This is a genomic window from Nocardia sp. TBRC8007 (genome assembly GCF_056629435.1).
On sequence record NZ_JBWSOR010000014.1, the window covers coordinates 1 to 17,213 of the forward strand.

The following is a 17,213-nucleotide window of genomic DNA, read 5'->3' on the forward strand; positions in this document are numbered from 1 at the left end:
GCGTACTTACCTGACGACCTTCCACAACAGCTGATCATGTCAAGCGCTGCCGTAAACGCCAGTTCCAAAGCTGGTATGGCCATCGGTTGCTTCGATGAGGCTGTGGCTCAGCTGCCCCTACCGGAGATCATCGTCCGGCCGATCATCCGTCGCGAAGCCCGTAGTACTTCTGCCCTCGAGGGCACGTATGCCTCATTCGAGACACAACAGAACGTCGGATAACCCGGACTTTTCTCGGCAAATTGCAGCGAAACATCGTCCGCGTTATCAGTGGCGACACTCCAGATGCTGGGATATTCGCCCGCATCAAGTCACCATCGGTGCTCGGTATTGTCCGATCGAGGAGGCGCGGTTCGTGCCATGTCCTCCCGGTGATCAGCTCGCCGCTGGTGTCGAGACCGAAGCTCGACAAGGCCTACACCAGATCTGCAACCTGCTCGGTGTCTGTGATGAGTTGGTGGCCGGGGTCCGGTCCAAGCGGAAGGGCTCCGCCGTCGAAGTCGCGGAATTCTTGATCGGTTGCCCAATCATCGACGTGAGGACCATGGCTGCGCTGACGAACGTCACGTTCCAAGCTGCGAACCTCGTCGTCAAGAATTTTGTGGAGGACGGCATATTTCAAGAGATGACAGGCCGACAGCAGCGGAAACTGTTCGCCTGTAGGGAGGTGCTACTCGCGCTCGAGAGTCCTCCGTTCTGAGCCTTGGCAACGGTATGCAGAGCGTACGCAGAAGCGTCGACTGTAGCCAACTCCGTCAATGTCCCTATCGACTGAACATGCTGGTAGATCATGCTTTGCCGTGGCGTCTCGATGGAATGAGCCGGGCCGGAGCCGATGTGTGCCCATAACTGCCATAGGGCAGGCATCAGCGCGGCACGATACCACGATACGCAGAGCGCCGAGGGACACACGACTCAGCGTATGCCCCTCGGCGCGTACTACCGCGCGAACAGCCGGAAGCGCTGGGTCAGCGCTCGGCGGAACCGGGCTCGCCGTCGCGATGCTGGCGGGATAGCCGCCAGAGAAACTCCGGGTCGTCGTCGGGTCCGATAACGCGTCTGCGCTGTGGTGAACGTGCTTGCGGGGCAGTGGGTCCAGTCCGCTCAGGGCTGAATGCCTTCCAGCACAACACCGCGATTGTCACCACTGCGATGAGTGCCAACAGGTACGTCACGTCGCTCACCTCCTACATACGAGGGTAGCCGCGGACATGGCTCCAGCGCACCGCAGGTACGAAATTCACCTGCGGTGCGCGTGGGTCCGAGTTATGCCGGACCCACGTGCCCTGCGATCAGCTTGCGGTCGCTTCGGTAGTCAGCGACTCGAGCAGTTGGAGTACTTCCGATTCACGAAACCGGCGGTGCCCGCCTGGTGTGCGCAACGAGCCGAGGCGTCCGGCATGAGCCCAGCGTGTCACGGTTTTTGGATCGACGTGGAACAGGGCCGCAACCTGGCCTGGAGTCAGCAGGGTGTCTTGGCCGCCGACGGTGATCGCAGTCATAGCAAACCTCTCCGTTCTCGACAGTTCCCTCATCAGATGGCGCCATCGTCGCACTGAAACCCCTAGGTACTCGAACTATCTACAGTTGGTAAAGCGGAGGTAATAGACAAAACGGATGTGCGCCTGCCCTCGGTCTTCGGGGGTACACCGGGGTGGGCAACAGCTTCGCATAGGCTGGTGGTTGTGCGTGAGGTAACTCCACCAGAAAGTGGCTCAGGACGGCAAACTGCTGGCGTAGGTCGTCGGCTGGTCCGGAATCTGGTGCTGTATATGGTCGCGAGGTTGGGACTAGTGGTTGCGCTCACCGCGGTGATCGTGCTGGCCGCGCAGTTGGTTTCGGTGGACGTACCCCTGGTGGTCGCGGCGCTGTTCGCACTGATCATTGCGATGCCGCTCTCGCTGACCCTGTTCAAGCGGCTGCGTGTCAAGGTCAACGAGGACATCGCCTTGGTCGACGCGCGCCGCCGCCACGACAAGGCCCAGCTACGGGCGCGGCTACGTGGAGAAGACTCGCAGAGCTCACCGGAGGGGCGGACATCTCCGTGAAATTCTGTGATCGCACCGCACCGCGGGCATGGGTAGACAACGCGGTGCGGATGATCGACGAGGATGCCCAGCGCAGCGCGGATACACATCTGCTGCGCTACCCGCTGCCCGTCGAATGGAACGTGCGGCTGTACCTCAAGGACGAGTCCACACACATCACCGGCAGTCTCAAGCACCGCCTGGCGCGCTCGTTGTTCCTGTATGCGATCTGTAACGGCTGGATCACCGAGGACACCACGGTGGTGGAAGCTTCCTCTGGTTCGACCGCGATCAGCGAGGCGTACTTCGCTAAGCTGCTCGGCCTCGACTTCATCGCAGTGATGCCGGCCAGCACGTCTCCACAGAAGATCGCACTGATCGAGGCGCAGGGTGGGCGTTGTCATTTCGTGCGGCACCCGCCGGATATGTACACCGAGGCTGCGCGGTTGGCGGTTGAATGCGGCGGACACTACATGGATCAGTTCACCCACGCCGAGCGCGCCACCGACTGGCGCGGCAACAACAACATCGCCGAATCGATTTTCCAGCAGATGGCATTGGAGACCAATCCGGTGCCGGAGTGGATCGTGGTCGGCGCGGGCACCGGCGGTACCAGTGCCACAATCGGCCGTTATATTCGATACCGCAAGCATGCGACGAAATTGGCCGTGGTCGATCCGGAGAACTCCGCCTTCTATGGTGGTTATGAGTTCGGTGATGCGTCGCATCAGACCGGTACACCCTCGCGGATCGAGGGGATCGGTCGTCCTAGAGTCGAGCCGTCCTTCGTCGGGCAGGTGGTGGATCGCATGTTCGAAGTGCCCGATGCGGCCTCCATCGCGACTGCCAGGCATGCGAGCGTGCGGCTCGGCCGACGAGTCGGCGGGTCGACCGGAACCAACCTGTGGGGTGTGTTCGCCCTCATTGCCGAGATGATCGCGGAGGGGCGGGGCGGCAGTGTGGTCACGCTGTTGTGCGACGGCGGGGATCGTTACACGGGAACATATTTCGATGACGAGTGGGTTGCTTCGCAAGGGTTGAGCCTTGTCGAGCCAGCTGCGGTCCTGGACAAATTTCTCGCGACAGGAAGCTGGGGCGCCTGACAGGTGGACATGTGCTGCCGCAGCTCGCTGCGTAGGGCAGCACATGTCGACCCAGCAGGCCTACCATAGGCCCATGCAGCTCGTGATTCGGTTGATCATCAACGCGGTAGCGATTTGGCTGGCCGCTGTCTGGGTCGACAAGATCGATATCATCACTCCCGAGGAGGGCAATGGTGCGAAGATTGTCGTTCTGCTCGCTGTAGCCGTAGTGTTCACCGCAGTGAACGCGCTGGTCAAGCCAATTGTCAAGCTGCTTTCACTACCGCTGGTGATCGTCACGCTCGGCCTTTTCCTACTCGTGGTCAACGCGCTCATGTTGTGGCTTACCGCGGAAATCACGGCATTGACTGAATATGGACTGCGTGTCGAGGGTTTCTGGGCAGCGGTGTTCGGCGGCATCATCGTCTCGATCGTCAACTGGGTACTCGGCGTCCTTGTTCCGGACGGCGACTAGGTTCCAGTGCGCTGGAAGCTAGTCGCAGACCGTGGCTACCCGAGTCCGAGCGCGAGGGAGGTGACTGCCGACCACAACAACAGAGACAAGCCCGAATCGCGCAGCGCGGGAATCAGTTCCAGCCCGTCTTTGCCGCTGCGTACCGGTGCGTTGGCACGTACAGCTAACGGAATGGCGATCAAGCCCACCAGTGCCAGCGGCGTGCGGACGAACAGTACCAGCGTCACGATAAAGGGCGCGATAAGAAGGACGAGGTGCAACGTGCGGGTACGGGAGTTGCCGAGTTTTACCGCGAGAGTGGACTTTCCGGAAGTGGTATCGGTCGGGATGTCGCGCAAATTGTTCGCGACGAGTACAGCGCTGGAAAACGCGCCCACCGCGCCCGCGAGTAGCGCGCCCACCCAGTCGATCCGGTTCACCTGTACGAACTGGGTGCCGAGTACGCCGACCAGTCCGAAGAAGACGAACACTGCCAGTTCGCCGAATCCGCTGTAGCCGTAGGGTTTACTTCCCCCGGTGTAATACCAGGCTCCAGCCAGGCAGGCCGCGCCGATGAGCAGTAGCCACCACGCACTGGTGGCGACGAGTATCAGCCCGAATATCGCTCCTGAGGTGAGGCTGGCGATCGCGGCATTGCGTACTGCGGCGGGCGTGGCCAATCGCTGGCCGACCAGTCGCAGCGGGCCGACTCGGACATCGTCGGTGCCGCGGATGCCGTCGGAGTAGTCGTTGGCGTAGTTCACGCCGATAACCAGCGCCAGCGAAACCAGGAGCGCGAGAATTGCTTTCCACCACACCGCACTGTCGATGGACATGGCGGCGCCGGTCCCGGCGAGCACGGGGGCGATCGCGTTCGGCAGAGTGCGTGGACGCGCACCCTCGATCCATTGTGCTGCAGTAGCCATATCCGCAGCTTAATGCGTGTGCGATAGTCAGGCCGGTTCGGCCGTCGCTGCCTCTTGCAACCGAGCCAGCCCGGTCTCGAAGTCGCGACCGATCAAGATATCCATCGGTACGAGTCTGCCGATCAACCCCATCAGACCGGACCGCTGTCCGGTCATTCGCCAGGTCACCTCGGTACCGGTTTCGACAGGATCCAGGACGAAGGTCACTTGGTTGGTGGCTTTCACCGGTTTCAGGAATTCCAGGCGCAGTTCGATCTCGCCTTGTGCACTGTCGATGATCTCTATATTTCCTGCCCCCGTCTTGCGGTTGCCGCTCCAAGAGTAGCGCGCACCGACACCGGAGTCCTTGCCCGAATAATCGCGTCGCATCTGCGGATCGCGGTCCTCCCATGGCGACCACTTGACCCACTCGTGGAAGTTGTTGATCAATGCGTGTACTCGTGCGGGCTCAGCCGTGATGACGGCGGAACGAACCACCTCGAACTCACTCATGGAGTCAGCTTATGCGACCGATCATCCGGAATCGCGGCATAGGAACCGTGTCGGTTGCGCGAGTGCGGAGAAGTGAATGTGTTCAGTATCGAACGACACGTGGTGATGCGTCGATTACACCGTTCACCATCAGGTTTCACACTATCGGCTGTTTGAGGTGACAGCAGGCGTTTCCGGTGCGGGAATTCGAGGAAGGGCAGCAGGCCACCGCAGGTGAACCGGGGTTGGGTCGATATCCGGATCATGCGGCGAGTCAAGGGCTATGCCAACCATACGGCGTCGCGGTGTGGATTCGAGCTGCACTCGTATGGCGCTTTCAGAACCGTTACCTTGAATCAGGGCCTGCGGTTTCGAGCCGGTGGCCGCGGCGCGGTCGGCTCAGCGCGCCGAGTTGTCGAGCAGGTATGCGCGTAGTCTGGCGCGATCCGGCTTGCCTGGTCCGCGCAGCGGGAACTCGTCGAGCACGGCCAGTTCACGAGGGGCGGCAGTGGCGTCCAGTTCGGTGACCACATGCTCGCGCAGTTCGGCCAGGCTCGGTGTCGCGCCCGCGGCGGGTATCACCGCGACAGCGACACGCTGCCCCAGACGTTCGTCCGGCAATCCGAGCACCACCACCTCGCTGATCGTCGGATGGTTGCTCAGCACCGCTTCGACTACCTGGGGGAGCACCAGCAGGCCACCGGTCACAATCGCCTCGTCGAGCCGTCCGGTGATGTTCAGCATGCCATTGTCGAGTGTGCCCGCGTCTTCGGTGCGGAACCAGCCCCGTTCGGCGAATGCGGGATGGTCGGGCTGATTGCGGTAGCCCGAGGCAATCACCACGCCGCCGAGAATTACCCGGCCGTTCTCGACACGTACCTCCGTGCCGTCCAGCGGTACGCCATCGTATACGCAGCCGCCGCAGGTCTCGCTCATGCCGTAGGTGCGCAGCACGGTGATGCCCGCGGCTCGTGCACGCTCATATACCGAGGGCGGAGTCGCTGCGCCACCGATGAGCACACCGTCGAGTTCGGCCAGTGCCGCGGTGGCGACCGGGGTGTCGAGTGCCTTGATCAACTGGGTTGGGACCAGTGAGGTGTACCGGCGTTCGCCGCGCATGCCGGCAATGGCGCCTGCCAGTGCTTCGGGCAGGAATCCGCCGGACACATCGAGCACAGTGGGCTCGGTGCCTGCCAGGATGCTCCGTAGCAAGACTTGGATGCCTGCGATGTGATGGATGGGCAGGGCCAGCAACCAGGTGCCGGGCCCGCCGAGCCGATCATGCGTCGCGGTGCCGCTGGCCCGCAAGGCCGTCGCACTGAGCATGGCGCCTTTCGGCACGCCTGTGGTACCAGACGTGGTTACCACCAAGGCGACTTCGTCGTCGATCGACTCGCCTGGCGACAAGGTGTCGCGCAGACGCCGAGTCTCGCGGCGGTCATTGGTGGGAATCGGCAGCCATGCGGCACCCTGCCCGTCCAGGGCCTCGCGCAGGTGTGGCATGACGTCCCCGACGCGGGATCCCGTGGGCATCGGCAAGGTACGCAGTGTCTTGCTCATGCTGTGCCTATCTTGACATGAGCGGGGCCTATCTTGACATGAGCGGGGCCCTGAGCGGTTATGCTGTGCTGCTGCCTTCGGGCCTGACCTCTCATGTCGTGCCCACGGCTCGCTCGCTGCGCTCCCTCACGTCAGGGATCGTGTCATGTTCGTGCCGCCGCCGTGCGGAACGGGGCGATGTACCGTGGTGGTGCGTGCGGGAAGCGGCCATCTGGACGGAACGGGGTTCAAGTACGGCAGGCATCGGTACTGCGATTCACTCATCGGACAGGGTACGGGCACGGTCGACCCGGATATAGATGGTCGAGCAGCAGCCCGAGCGTTATCGTCCTCGCCAGCATGCGTGTTGGCAACTCGACGAGCCTCGCCGAGTTGCCGAACAGCGCCGATATTACGTCGGTGACCAGCGTGAATCTCGGCGAATCGGATGTTCGGGCGGGATCTGGACGAAGACGATCGGTACACCGTCCGGGTCGTGTATCCACATTTCGAGTAGGCCCCATGGCTCCTCGACGGGGGCGCGGTCGATTGTGATGCCCTTGCTGGATAGTTCCGCGGCAGTCTCGGACAGATCGCGGACCTGGAGCCAGAGTGCCCCTTCGAACGCGGACGATCCACCTGATCCGCCGTAGCTCGTCACTTCGATCAGTGACTGGCCTGCGAAGAAGACGGTGCCACCGGGGTACTCCCGCGCGATAGCCAGCCCCAGCCTGTCGCGATAGAACTCGAGGGTGGCCGTGTAGTCATTGGGGCGTAAGATGATTCGGCTGCTGAGGATATCCATATCAGAAATGCCAGGGGTAGGGGGTCCAGTCCGGTGCGCGTTTCTGCAGGAACGCGTCGCGGCCTTCGATGGCTTCGTCGGTCATGTAGGCCATCCTGGTCGCTTCGCCGGCGAACATTTGCTGGCCGACCAATCCGTCGTCGAGCAAATTGAACGCGTACTTCAGCATGCGTTGCGCTTGCGGGGACTTGCCGTTGATATCAGAAGTCCATTCCAATGCGACGTCTTCCAGCTCGATGTGGTCGACGACCTTGTTCACCGCGCCCATCCGGTGCATCTCTTCGGCGGTGTAGGGGCGGCCGAGGAAGAAGATCTCGCGGGCGAATTTCTGCCCGACCAGTTTGGCCAGGTATGCACTGCCGTAACCACCGTCGAAGCTGCCCACATCGGCGTCGGTTTGCTTGAAGCGAGCGTATTCACGGCTGGCCAGAGTGAGATCGCAGACTACGTGCAGGCTGTGCCCACCACCCGCGGCCCAGCCGTTTACCAGTGCGATCACTACTTTGGGCATGAAGCGGATCAATCGTTGTACCTCGAGGATGTGTAGTCGGCCCGCTCGAGCTCGATCGACCGTGTCCGCGGTGTCGCCGCTGGCGTATTGGTATCCACTGCGTCCTCGGATGCGTTGGTCGCCGCCGGAGCAGAAGGCCCAGCCGCCGTCCTTGGGGCTGGGGCCGTTGCCGGTGAGCAATACCGCGCCCACATTCGGGGTCATCCTGGCATGGTCGAGGACTCGGTAGAGTTCGTCGACTGTATGCGGCCGGAATGCGTTGCGCACTTCCGGCCGGTCGAATGCGACTCGCACAGTGCCCTGCTCGATGTGCCGGTGGTAGGTGATGTCGGTCAGGTTCTCGAACCCAGGAACGGGGTGCCACAGCGTCGGATTGAACGTCACGCCTGTGATTATCACTCGCCGCCGCGCCGGGACCACGGTATCGATGAGCGCGCTGGCCACGCGGCGTGACCCAACTTTGGCTTGACGGTGTAAAAATACACGTTACCGTGCAAGCATGAGCGAACGAGTGAAACCTGTTATCGACCGGAGTGCGGTGAATGCCTCCCGGTACGAGGAACACGGCGGATTTCCCAAGGTCACCCGTGCGCGAGTCGGTCAGAACTTCGGCGCGTACGTAGCGGCGATGCGGACGTTGCAGGATCTTGCGGTGTCCGCGGATGCGCCGGATGACGTCTTCGGGGCGGCGCTGGCCAAAGCTGACGAGCTGATCGACCTGCTCGAGCCCTACCGTGCGCCGGAATTGCAGGGTCCCGCGGGCCGGGCGGTCGAATTGCCTGGACGGGGGAGTTTGTTGTTGCCGCCTTGGCAGGTGGTCAAGGCTGGACCGGATGGCATCGAGATGACCGGTATGTTCCGTCGTTTCCATCTCGGTGGGAACGGGGCTGTGCACGGTGGCGTGCTCCCGCTGCTGTTCGACGACCTTTTCGGCATGATCGTGCACTATGTCGGGCGACCGATCAGCCGCACCGCGTATCTGCATGTGAACTATCGCAAGATCACCCCAGTGGAAGCATCGCTGACGGTTCGCGGGCGGGTCGACCGGACCGAGGGACGTAAAACTTTTGTCGTGGCTGAACTACTCGATGAGCAGGGCGATTTGCTCGCCGACTGCGAAGGATTGATGATACAGCTGTTGTCTTGGCAGCCATAGCCGGACGAACGCTGGCGCGGGTGCGTATAGTTGCCCTCGCTCGTTTATCTATATCTATTCGGAGGAACCTGAAAGTGGTTGCAGCACTGCCTGAATCCCTGCTCACCGACGCTAAGCGTCCGGCATTCCTTGCCGATGCCGTCGAGGTTCTCGATGCCGAGGTCTCGGACAAGGGCGGTGCGTCCGGCCTGGCTGTGAAGGGTGGCTACGCGGCAGTCAAGAAGATCGGCCCGTCCATTGTGCCCGATGCGCTGGAGTCTTTGGCGCCCAAGCTCCTTGCCCAGTTGGAGCCGTTCTGGCAGGAATATACCGCGTCGGGGTCTGGCACCTTCGCGGATCTGCTCGTCGCCAAGTCCGATGAGGTCTCCGAGGCATTGCTCGCCGTCACCGACACGCGGGCCGAGGCCTCTACTCGGCCCGCCTTGAAGAAGGTCTATTCCTCCATGCGTTCCTCGGCGAAGAAGAACGTTGTCGAAGCACTGCCGCGGGTCGGTAGCTTGATCGAGAAGCACGCCAACTGATTCACACGGGTCGCTTCGGATGTATCGACATTCCTGGTCCAGCGGGGCGCTGCCTGCGTGACCAGGGCGGTCGCGTCCAGCGACCGCAATCGCCTGACCGGGTTGGTCTCGGTCAGGCGAGGCGTCACCCGCATAGCTGAAGCTGACGCGAATACGCGAGCCGTCGCAACCACATGGCGAAACAAAACACCTCCCGACTGCGACGGCAGCAATACGGTCTGTCAGGCTGAAGTTGTGAACCCGTCTACAGCACAGGCGCAGGTCGTCGTCGACGAGCTCGCGCGCGGAGGGGTGCGGGATGTCGTTCTCTGTCCCGGCTCCCGGAATGCTCCGCTGGCCTTCGCCCTTCAGGCCGCCGATGCGGCCGGACGGTTGCGGCTGCATATGCGGATCGATGAAAGGACGGCAGGTTTCCTGGCTGTCGGGCTGGCGATCGCCAGCCGGTGTCCGGTTCCGGTGGTCATGACCTCGGGGACCGCGGTAGCCAATCTAGGGCCAGCCGTGTTGGAAGCCAACTACGCCAGGATCCCACTGGTGGTACTCAGCGCGAATCGGCCCTACGAGCTGTTGGGCTCTGGCGCCAACCAGACCATCGAACAGTTCGGCTTGTTCGGCAGTCAGGTCCGGGTCACCATCTCGCTCGGTCTCGCGGAGGAAGAGGCAGGCGACGCCGTTAATCCACCCTACGGACGGCAGAACAGCCAGTGGCGCTCGGCAGTTTGCCGAGTGTTAGCCGCGGCTCGGGGCACCCGTTCTGGGAACGCCGGCCCGGTGCACTTCGACGTCCCGCTGCGTGAGCCGCTCGTCCCCGATCTGCTGCCGGCCGAATCGGCTCCAGCGGGCCGTGCCGGTGAGCGTGCATGGACCGAGGCCCAGTACGCGACGCTGGATGTGCCACTCGATCTCGACCTTTCGCCCGACACCATAGCGATCTCTGGACACGGCGCCGGATTGCGGCCGGAACTGGCGGCGCTGCCGACCGTTGCCGAGCCCACCGCGCCTATGCACGGCCCTGCTCTGCATCCGCTTGCCCTGCCGTTGCTACGACCTCGGCAAGCGATTATCACCGGCCGTCCCACCCTGCATCGTCAGGTATCGAAGGTGCTCGCAGACCCATCCGTCCGCGTGTACGCGCTTACCACTGGTCCGCGCTGGCCGGATGTGTCCGGCAATGTAGTCGGTACAGGTACCAGGGCGGTTACCACTGGTGCACCGAGCGCCAGGTGGCTGCGGCGCTGTGGGGAACTGAACACGAAAGCCCACCAGATGGTGCGTGCCGAGCTCGGACGGCACCCGAAGCCGACCGGACTGCATGTCGCCGCAGTGGTGATGGACGCGCTGCGCGACGGGGACCAGCTACTACTCGGCGCCTCGAATCCTGTGCGGGATGCCGCGTTGGTCGCACATCCTCGACCAGGGGTCACGGTATTGTCGAATCGCGGCGTCGCTGGTATCGACGGCACGGTTTCCACGGCGGTCGGTGCCGCATTGCGCCATGAAGGTCGTACGATCGCCCTGATCGGTGATCTCACGTTCCTACACGACGCATCGGGTCTGCTCATCGGATCCGGCGAGCCGAGGCCGGACGATCTGACCATCGTGGTCGCCAACGATGACGGCGGCGGCATCTTCGAGCTGCTCGAGCAAGGCGATCCGCAGTACGCGGGTGTATTCGAGCGAATCTTCGGCACCCCACACGGCATGGATCTGGCCGCGTTGTGTGCCGCGTACCGTATCCCGCACCGACAGGTCGATCCGCATCAGCTGGCTGTCGAGCTGACCGCGCACGCGCACGGCATAAGGGTGCTCGAAGTCGCTACCGAACGGTCGAGCCTGCGGGAACTGCACGCGTCAATACAAGCTGAGATCCAGCATTGACCGGGAGCGGATGCCGGAGATCAGAGACCGAGTTCGTCCGGCTCGGCGACGCTGTGTACCTGTCCACGGTCAATAGACATCGTTCAGTAGACGTCGTTCAGTAGACGTCGTTCAGTAGACGTCACGGACATAACGTTTTTCGGCGATCAACTGCTTTTTGAACGCCAGCGCGCCGTGCTCGTCGAGTTTGCCGTGGATTCGGGCGATTCGTAGCAGGGCGTCGTCGACGTCTTTGGCCATGCGATCTGCGTCGCCGCAGACATAGAAATGCGCCCCTTCGCACAGCCACGACCATAACTCCGCGCCGTGTTCGATCATACGGTGCTGCACGTAGACCCGTTCGCGCTGGTCGCGGGAGAAGGCCAGGTCGAGCCGGGTCAAAAAGCCGGAGCGGAACATATTCTCCAGCTCGGCGCGATAGTAGAAGTGCTGTGCCGCGTGCTGATCGCCGAAGAACAGCCAGTTGCGTCCGGTGCAGCCAAGGGCTCTGCGCTCTTGGAGGAACCCGCGGAACGGTGCGATGCCTGTACCAGGTCCCACCATGATCATCGGTGTCGATGGGTCGGCAGGCGGACGGAAGTGCGGCGCTCGTTGTAAAAATATCGGAACCGCTGTCTCGGTGTACCCAGCGTTCACTCGATCGGCAAGGAAGGTCGAGCACACCCCGCCGCGTCGGGTCGCCGCGCCGGTGGCCGCTGGGTTGCCGTAGCGCACGATGCCGACCGTCAATTCCACCTCGTCTGGGCTGACCAGCGGGCTCGATGAGATCGAATACTGACGTGGCCGCAGTTTGTGCAGTATGCCCAGCCACTCCACCAGATCTGCTCGCACCGGAAAATCACGCAGTACATCGACTGCCTGTCGGTCCCACAGATAGTTGGCCAGCTCGTTGCGGTTGTCTCTGCGCAAAAGTTTGGCGAGTTTGCCGCTCGGATTGCGTTCGGCGAGGAACCCGAGCAGGTTCTGGCCGATTTTGGTGATGTCATAGTGTCTGCGCAGCGCCTCGGCCAGCGGCAACTCACCGTCATCGACATCGACGAGGCAGCGCCCGTTCAGACCGGTAACGGCCAGCCATTCGGTAACGAGCGAAGTGCAGTTCACTGGCCAGACGCCGAGTGAATCGCCTACCTCGTAGCCGACTGCGAGACCGCGCAGGTCGAACCCGAACCTGCGTACCTCTTTCTGTGAATCGCACACTGAGAGCAATTCATTGCGGATCAGTGGGGCACGCAGCGGTGCGGCGCGAGTGAACGGCGCGAGTGCGCTGCGGGTGCGGTCGAGTGCGGGAGCGGTGCTCGGCACTACCACCGTGGTTACCGTATCGCCGTGGATGGTGCCGCGCACCGAGTCTTGCTCACCGGGTGTCGGAAGACCGGTGGGAGAGTCGGACACTTTGGATGACTCAGGTGAATCGGCACCGAATGTGGCGCATACATCATCCAGCCAGCGTCGTGCCGTGTCCTCGTAGTCGGGTTCGCTGTCGACACGGGGGAGCATCCGCTGCGCACCCAGGTCGGCGAGCTTCTGATCGAGTGCGCGGCCATAGCCGCAGAAATCATCGTAGGAGGAGTCGCCGAGTGCGAATACCGCATACCGCACACTGGTCAGTCGTATCATGCTCTCGGCCAGCCGTTCCCAGAAATCGGCGCCGTTGTCCGGTGGTCCCCCGTCACCGAAAGTGCTGCTGACAACCAGGACATCGCCATTGATCGCACCGAGGTCGCAGGAATCCAGTTCCAGCAGCTGCGGCGCGAAACCTTTCTCGGTGAGGCTTACGGCGACAGTGCGGGCGAGTGCTTCCGCGGTGCCGGTCTGCGAAGCCCACAGCACGGTGATCGTACGGGAGGTGTCGCTCACGCTTGTCACGGCGGCGGTAGATGTCGTATCACGTGAGTACATGCCGGCCAGCAGCCCGTCGACCCATAGCCTGCTGTGTGTGGACATCGGCGCTGATTCCGGGAGCACCGGCTGTCCGGTCACCGGAAGCGCGTGCAGCGCGGCCAGGTAGCCGCTCAGGTAGATCTGCTCGGTTGCGCTGAGTGTTGGTGTGGTGCCGCTGTCGAGGCCGAGCACAGTTGCCAGCGGATGGGTTGCGGGCGGCGCGGCGGGAGCCTCAGGTTGTGGTATCGCGGCGACCCGGCGCAGCGCTACCGCGCACGCCTTGAATTCTGGTTGCAGGGCGGCCGGATCGACCGCATCGTTGGTTACAGCGTTGATGGTCAGGTATTCGCCCTGTTCGTCGTTCCAATGGAATGGCACGAAGCAATCGCCTTGACGAACCCGGTCGCTGACCCGCACAGGCAGCACGGCCCGGCCACGGCGTGAGGCGATTTCGAGCTGGTCGCCTTCAGTCACGCCGAGACGCTCGGCATCGGTCGGGTGCACTTCGACGAATGGCGTGCCGTTCAGTTTGGTCAACTTGCCGATTTTCCCGGTCTTGGTCATCGTGTGCCACTGGTGCTGTAGGCGACCGGTGTTGAGCAGGAAGGGGTAGTCGTGGTCCGGCATCTCCTGCGGCATCAAGTGTGGTCGCGGCCAGAACACCGCGCGGCGGCTCGGCGTGGCGAAGGCGAGCCGAGGTTGTCGACCGTTGGCATCGAGGAATAGCGTCTGACTGATCCCGTCATTGCGGTATCGGATCGGATTACGCTTGCGTTCGGGCTGCGCGCATGGCCACTGCATCGGCCCGTCGCGCAGCGCCTGATAGCTCACGCCGCGTAAGTCATAGCCGGTCGCGGGATTGGCGAACTGTTTGATCTCCTCGAAGACCTCGGCGCTGGAGACGAAGTCGAAACCGGGAAACCCCATCGCGGTGGCGATGTCGGCGATCAGCCGCCAGTCCGGTCGGGCCTCGCCGATGGGCGGGACCGACTGTCGCAGGAGGGTGAGAGTGCGTTCGGAATTCACCATCACCGCATCGGTCTCCGCCCACAGCGTGGCGGGCAGCAGCAGGTCGGCGTAGGCGTTGGTCGCGGTTTCGGTGTACGCGTCCTGCGCGATCACCAGTTCCGCCGCCTCCAAGCCCGCGATCACGGTCTTCCGGTTGGACACGGTGGCAACGGGGTTAGTGCAGATAATCCATACCGCTTTGACCCTGCCCTCGGCCAGCCCGCGGAACATCTCCACCGTGCCAGGTCCAGCTTCGGTACGAAGGGTTCCTGGCGTCAGGTCCCATTCGGTCTCCACGAACGCGCGATCTTCGGCGCTGAGCAAGCTGCGCTGGCCGGGCAGGCCGGAACCCATATAGCCCATCTCCCGCCCACCCATAGCGTTCGGCTGACCGGTGAGCGAGAACGGCCCACTTCCGGGACGGCAGATGGCGCCGGTGGCCAAATGCAGGTTGCACAGGGCGTTGGTATTCCATGTGCCGTGCGTGGACTGGTTGAGGCCCATCGTCCATAACGACATCCACTCGCCCGCGGCGCCGATCCATCGAGCGGCGGTACGGATATCGGCCTCGGTGAGCCCAGTGATCTCAGCCACTCGTCGCGGCGGATAGTCGGCCAGGAATTCCGGCATGCGGTCCCAGCCTTCGGTGTGTTCGGCGATGAACTCCGTATCGATGTCGCCGTTATCGACCAGCAGGTGCAGCAGCCCATTGAGCAACGCGATATCTGTGCCTGGGGCGATCTGCAGGAACAGGTCGGCACGTGCCGCGGTTTCGGTGCGGCGCGGGTCCACCACGATGAGCTTCGCACCGGCTTTGAGCCGGTCGGCCATGCGCAAGAACAAGATCGGGTGGCAGTCGGCCATGTTCGCGCCGATCACGAAGAACAGGTCGGCCTGCTCGAAGTCGTCGTAGGAGCCAGGCGGTCCATCCGCCCCGAGTGACTGTTTGTACCCGGTTCCCGCGCTGGCCATGCACAGCCGCGAATTCGCCTCTAGGTGCACGGTGCGTAGATAGCCCTTGGCGAGTTTGGTCGCGAGATATTGCGCCTCCAGTGACATCTGCCCCGAAACATACATCGCGATCGCGTCCGGGCCGTGTTCGTCCAGGATCGCCCGTAACTGGGTCGCCGCTTCGTGCACGGCTTGGTCGACAGGAAACGGCACCGGAACTTGCCCGCGTGCCGAACGTCGGTATGCGGTCTCCATCCGACCGGAGGTACCCATCAGCTCCGCGTGTGTCGCGCCTTTGGTGCACAGCCGCCCCGCGTTCGCCGGGTGCAGTCTGTCACCGCTGACCGTGGCGATTACTGGTTCACCCGCGGTGTTGGTGGTGGTCTGTACCGTGATCCCGCAACCGACACCACAGTACGAGCACGCCGTTTTGACAGTGCTGTCGCCGCGGCCGGTCACTGCGTCAGACATGTCTTCGATGATGCTTACCGCCGATTGCGTGGGATTTACCTCGCGTTATCGGCAGGTGACATTCCTCCTCACCGCGTGCATACGCAGCTGTGAGGTATGCGGGCCTCAGCTCAGCCGAGTTTGTATGCCCGGTGTAGGGCGACTACGCCACCGGTGAGGTTACGCCACCGCACTGTCGACCATCCGTTGGCCGCGATCCGCAGCGCGAGTTCGCGTTGATCCGGCCAATCCCTGATGGATTCCGCCAGGTAGACATATGCCTTGGGATTGCTGCTCGCTATTCGGGCCACCACAGGCAGCGCCTTTGTCAAGTACTCCAGGTACACCGTGCGGAAGATCGGGATAACAGGCGTGGAGAACTCACACACCACCAGCCTGCCGCCGGGCTTGGTGACCCGGAGCATCTCGCGCAGCGCGAGGTCGGTATCGGATACATTACGCAGCCCGAACGAGATGGTCACTGCATCGAAGGAGTCATCGGCGAACGGCAGCGCCATAGCGTCGGCCGCCACCATCGGCACAGTGCGGGACTGTCCTGCGGCTAGCATACCCATCGAGAAGTCGGCAGCCAGACACCAAGCGCCGGATTTCTGCAGTTCGAGGGTGGATACGCCGGTCCCGGCGGCGAGATCGAGCAACTGCTCGCCCGGCTGTGGCGCGAGGGTCTTGCGGGTCGCCCAGCGCCAGTAGCGATCCTGCCCCGCGGAAATCATCGTATTGGTCAGATCGTACCGTCGGGCGACATTGTCGAACATCGACGCGACCTCGCGCGGATTCTTGTCCAACGAGGCTCGGTTCGATTGCGTCTTCGTCACCTCAAAACCCTAACGCGCAGTCCGTGCCGGGCGAAGCGTGACCGGAGGACGTATCGGTCGCGTCCGTATGCCGTACGTGGCAACTGAATCCCCGATGATCGCTATTCGCACCTTGCCAGTCTGACCGGTATATCGCGCCACGCCGCCACACTGAAGTGAAGAGCGCGGAAAGTTCCGACCAACCTATCGTGCCGCACTCCATAGGCCGGTCTCGTCGGACATGTTCTGCCAGGTATGCCTTGTCGGGTACTCAACCAAGTAGTTGTGGATAGCGCCTGTCCACGCGGGTGAGCAACCAGAGCATGGACAACGCGGACACCCAGACCACCACAAGAACCGACAGCGCGGGTAATATCGCGACCCGCACATCGCGACCCGCGACCCGTACGAGGTCGGGATCACTGCGGCGATATTCCACGCGGATGCGCTCACCCGCGGTGAGGTTGGTCGGATACAACACGCCGACCTTCGGATTGTGTGTCTCGCCGTCCGGTGTGACGTACATGACCGCCGAGCGCAGCCGACCTGCCGAAAGCACCTCGGCCGTGGTGCTGCCTTTGTCGGTGCTGATCAGGTAGTCATCGCGCCACGCGGCCAGCACGAGCAGCCCGACGAGCACGCTGATCACTATCGCGGTGATCAGTACTCCGAGCTCAGCCCGCCGTAGGCACGACGAGCGCCTGGTGGACTGGCTGGTTTTCGACACTGCCACAGGTT

General features: G+C 62.8%; 18 protein-coding genes. 8 read left to right on the plus strand and 10 right to left on the minus strand.

Annotated features, from left to right (window positions below; genetic code table 11):
* The coding region (locus ACX4ZE_RS13385) for a Fic/DOC family N-terminal domain-containing protein (RefSeq protein WP_480273728.1) at positions 1-222 on the plus strand (222 nt) is incomplete at its 5' end.
* Between the two features lie 133 nt (positions 223-355).
* Positions 356-700, plus strand: coding sequence for a hypothetical protein (locus ACX4ZE_RS13390; protein WP_480273729.1), 345 nt, complete (start codon positions 356-358; stop codon positions 698-700).
* 268 nt (positions 701-968) lie between these two features.
* On the opposite strand, the gene ACX4ZE_RS13395 is transcribed toward ACX4ZE_RS13390, so the two are convergent.
* Together ACX4ZE_RS13395 and ACX4ZE_RS13400 are read right to left on the minus strand one after the other, a co-directional pair.
* Complete coding sequence (locus ACX4ZE_RS13395) at positions 969-1,175, minus strand: hypothetical protein (protein ID WP_480273730.1); 207 nt, start codon at positions 1,173-1,175, stop codon at positions 969-971.
* A gap of 117 nt (positions 1,176-1,292) precedes the next feature.
* Positions 1,293-1,502, minus strand: coding sequence for a BldC family transcriptional regulator (locus ACX4ZE_RS13400; RefSeq protein WP_412804453.1), 210 nt, complete (start codon positions 1,500-1,502; stop codon positions 1,293-1,295).
* 270 nt (positions 1,503-1,772) lie between these two features.
* Here ACX4ZE_RS13400 and ACX4ZE_RS13405 point away from each other — a divergent pair, with 270 nt between their 5' ends.
* The 3 genes from ACX4ZE_RS13405 to ACX4ZE_RS13415 all read left to right on the plus strand — a co-directional run bounded on the left by ACX4ZE_RS13405 (position 1,773) and on the right by ACX4ZE_RS13415 (position 3,584).
* On the plus strand, positions 1,773-2,048 hold the full coding sequence (locus tag ACX4ZE_RS13405) for a DUF4229 domain-containing protein (protein ID WP_480273731.1): 276 nt from the start codon (positions 1,773-1,775) through the stop codon (positions 2,046-2,048).
* Complete coding sequence (gene cds1 / locus ACX4ZE_RS13410) at positions 2,045-3,130, plus strand: L-cysteine desulfhydrase Cds1 (protein ID WP_480273732.1); 1,086 nt, start codon at positions 2,045-2,047, stop codon at positions 3,128-3,130. Before ACX4ZE_RS13405 ends, cds1 begins: the two co-directional genes overlap by 4 nt.
* 73 nt (positions 3,131-3,203) lie before the next feature.
* Complete coding sequence (locus ACX4ZE_RS13415; RefSeq protein ID WP_480273733.1) at positions 3,204-3,584, plus strand: phage holin family protein; 381 nt, start codon at positions 3,204-3,206, stop codon at positions 3,582-3,584.
* Between the two features lie 35 nt (positions 3,585-3,619).
* Here the strand turns inward: ACX4ZE_RS13415 and ACX4ZE_RS13420 are convergent, their stop codons facing one another.
* The 5 genes from ACX4ZE_RS13420 to ACX4ZE_RS13440 all read right to left on the minus strand — a co-directional run bounded on the left by ACX4ZE_RS13420 (position 3,620) and on the right by ACX4ZE_RS13440 (position 8,199).
* Positions 3,620-4,489 carry a 1,4-dihydroxy-2-naphthoate polyprenyltransferase gene (locus ACX4ZE_RS13420; RefSeq protein ID WP_480273734.1) on the minus strand — a complete coding sequence of 290 codons (870 nt, stop codon included), beginning with the start codon at positions 4,487-4,489 and terminating at the stop codon, positions 3,620-3,622.
* A 27-nt stretch (positions 4,490-4,516) separates the two neighbouring features.
* Complete coding sequence (locus ACX4ZE_RS13425) at positions 4,517-4,981, minus strand: SRPBCC family protein (protein ID WP_480273735.1); 465 nt, start codon at positions 4,979-4,981, stop codon at positions 4,517-4,519.
* A 378-nt stretch (positions 4,982-5,359) separates the two neighbouring features.
* A complete protein-coding gene (menE, locus tag ACX4ZE_RS13430; protein WP_480273736.1) occupies positions 5,360-6,520 on the minus strand; it encodes an o-succinylbenzoate--CoA ligase in 1,161 nt (386 codons plus the stop codon).
* A 391-nt stretch (positions 6,521-6,911) separates the two neighbouring features.
* The gene (locus ACX4ZE_RS13435; protein ID WP_480273737.1) at positions 6,912-7,304 is read right to left on the minus strand and encodes a VOC family protein; all 393 of its coding nucleotides are present in this window, start codon (positions 7,302-7,304) and stop codon (positions 6,912-6,914) included.
* 1 nt (position 7,305) lies between these two features.
* On the minus strand, positions 7,306-8,199 hold the full coding sequence (locus ACX4ZE_RS13440; protein ID WP_480273738.1) for a 1,4-dihydroxy-2-naphthoyl-CoA synthase: 894 nt from the start codon (positions 8,197-8,199) through the stop codon (positions 7,306-7,308).
* Between the two features lie 115 nt (positions 8,200-8,314).
* Between ACX4ZE_RS13440 and ACX4ZE_RS13445 the strand changes: the two genes are divergently transcribed.
* The 3 genes from ACX4ZE_RS13445 to menD all read left to right on the plus strand — a co-directional run bounded on the left by ACX4ZE_RS13445 (position 8,315) and on the right by menD (position 11,370).
* Entirely contained in the window at positions 8,315-8,971 is a 657-nt protein-coding gene (locus tag ACX4ZE_RS13445; RefSeq protein WP_480273739.1) for a PaaI family thioesterase, read from the plus strand.
* Between the two features lie 74 nt (positions 8,972-9,045).
* A complete protein-coding gene (locus ACX4ZE_RS13450) occupies positions 9,046-9,492 on the plus strand; it encodes a DUF6918 family protein (protein WP_480273740.1) in 447 nt (148 codons plus the stop codon).
* Between the two features lie 234 nt (positions 9,493-9,726).
* On the plus strand, positions 9,727-11,370 hold the full coding sequence (gene menD / locus ACX4ZE_RS13455) for a 2-succinyl-5-enolpyruvyl-6-hydroxy-3-cyclohexene-1-carboxylic-acid synthase (RefSeq protein WP_480273741.1): 1,644 nt from the start codon (positions 9,727-9,729) through the stop codon (positions 11,368-11,370).
* Between the two features lie 111 nt (positions 11,371-11,481).
* On the opposite strand, the gene ACX4ZE_RS13460 is transcribed toward menD, so the two are convergent.
* The 3 genes from ACX4ZE_RS13460 to ACX4ZE_RS13470 all read right to left on the minus strand — a co-directional run bounded on the left by ACX4ZE_RS13460 (position 11,482) and on the right by ACX4ZE_RS13470 (position 17,202).
* Positions 11,482-15,681: a bifunctional nitrate reductase/sulfite reductase flavoprotein subunit alpha gene (locus tag ACX4ZE_RS13460; RefSeq protein WP_480273742.1), complete on the minus strand. Its 4,200-nt coding sequence runs from the start codon at positions 15,679-15,681 to the stop codon at positions 11,482-11,484.
* Positions 15,682-15,791: 110 nt separating this feature from the next.
* Positions 15,792-16,496, minus strand: coding sequence for a demethylmenaquinone methyltransferase (locus ACX4ZE_RS13465; protein WP_480273743.1), 705 nt, complete (start codon positions 16,494-16,496; stop codon positions 15,792-15,794).
* 250 nt (positions 16,497-16,746) lie between these two features.
* The gene (locus ACX4ZE_RS13470; RefSeq protein WP_480273744.1) at positions 16,747-17,202 is read right to left on the minus strand and encodes a DUF3592 domain-containing protein; all 456 of its coding nucleotides are present in this window, start codon (positions 17,200-17,202) and stop codon (positions 16,747-16,749) included.
* Positions 17,203-17,213 lie beyond the last annotated feature (11 nt).

Coding starts and splice junctions, on each gene's coding strand:
- ACX4ZE_RS13400 (WP_412804453.1), bottom strand. CDS start 1,502: ATGACTGCGATCACCGTCGGCGGCCAAGACACCCTGCTGACTCCAGGC.
- ACX4ZE_RS13405 (WP_480273731.1), top strand. CDS start 1,773: ATGGTCGCGAGGTTGGGACTAGTGGTTGCGCTCACCGCGGTGATCGTG.
- ACX4ZE_RS13415 (WP_480273733.1), top strand. CDS start 3,204: ATGCAGCTCGTGATTCGGTTGATCATCAACGCGGTAGCGATTTGGCTG.
- ACX4ZE_RS13420 (WP_480273734.1), bottom strand. CDS start 4,489: ATGGCTACTGCAGCACAATGGATCGAGGGTGCGCGTCCACGCACTCTG.
- ACX4ZE_RS13425 (WP_480273735.1), bottom strand. CDS start 4,981: ATGAGTGAGTTCGAGGTGGTTCGTTCCGCCGTCATCACGGCTGAGCCC.
- menE (WP_480273736.1), bottom strand. CDS start 6,520: ATGAGCAAGACACTGCGTACCTTGCCGATGCCCACGGGATCCCGCGTC.
- ACX4ZE_RS13435 (WP_480273737.1), bottom strand. CDS start 7,304: ATGGATATCCTCAGCAGCCGAATCATCTTACGCCCCAATGACTACACG.
- ACX4ZE_RS13445 (WP_480273739.1), top strand. CDS start 8,315: ATGAGCGAACGAGTGAAACCTGTTATCGACCGGAGTGCGGTGAATGCC.
- ACX4ZE_RS13460 (WP_480273742.1), bottom strand. CDS start 15,681: ATGTCTGACGCAGTGACCGGCCGCGGCGACAGCACTGTCAAAACGGCG.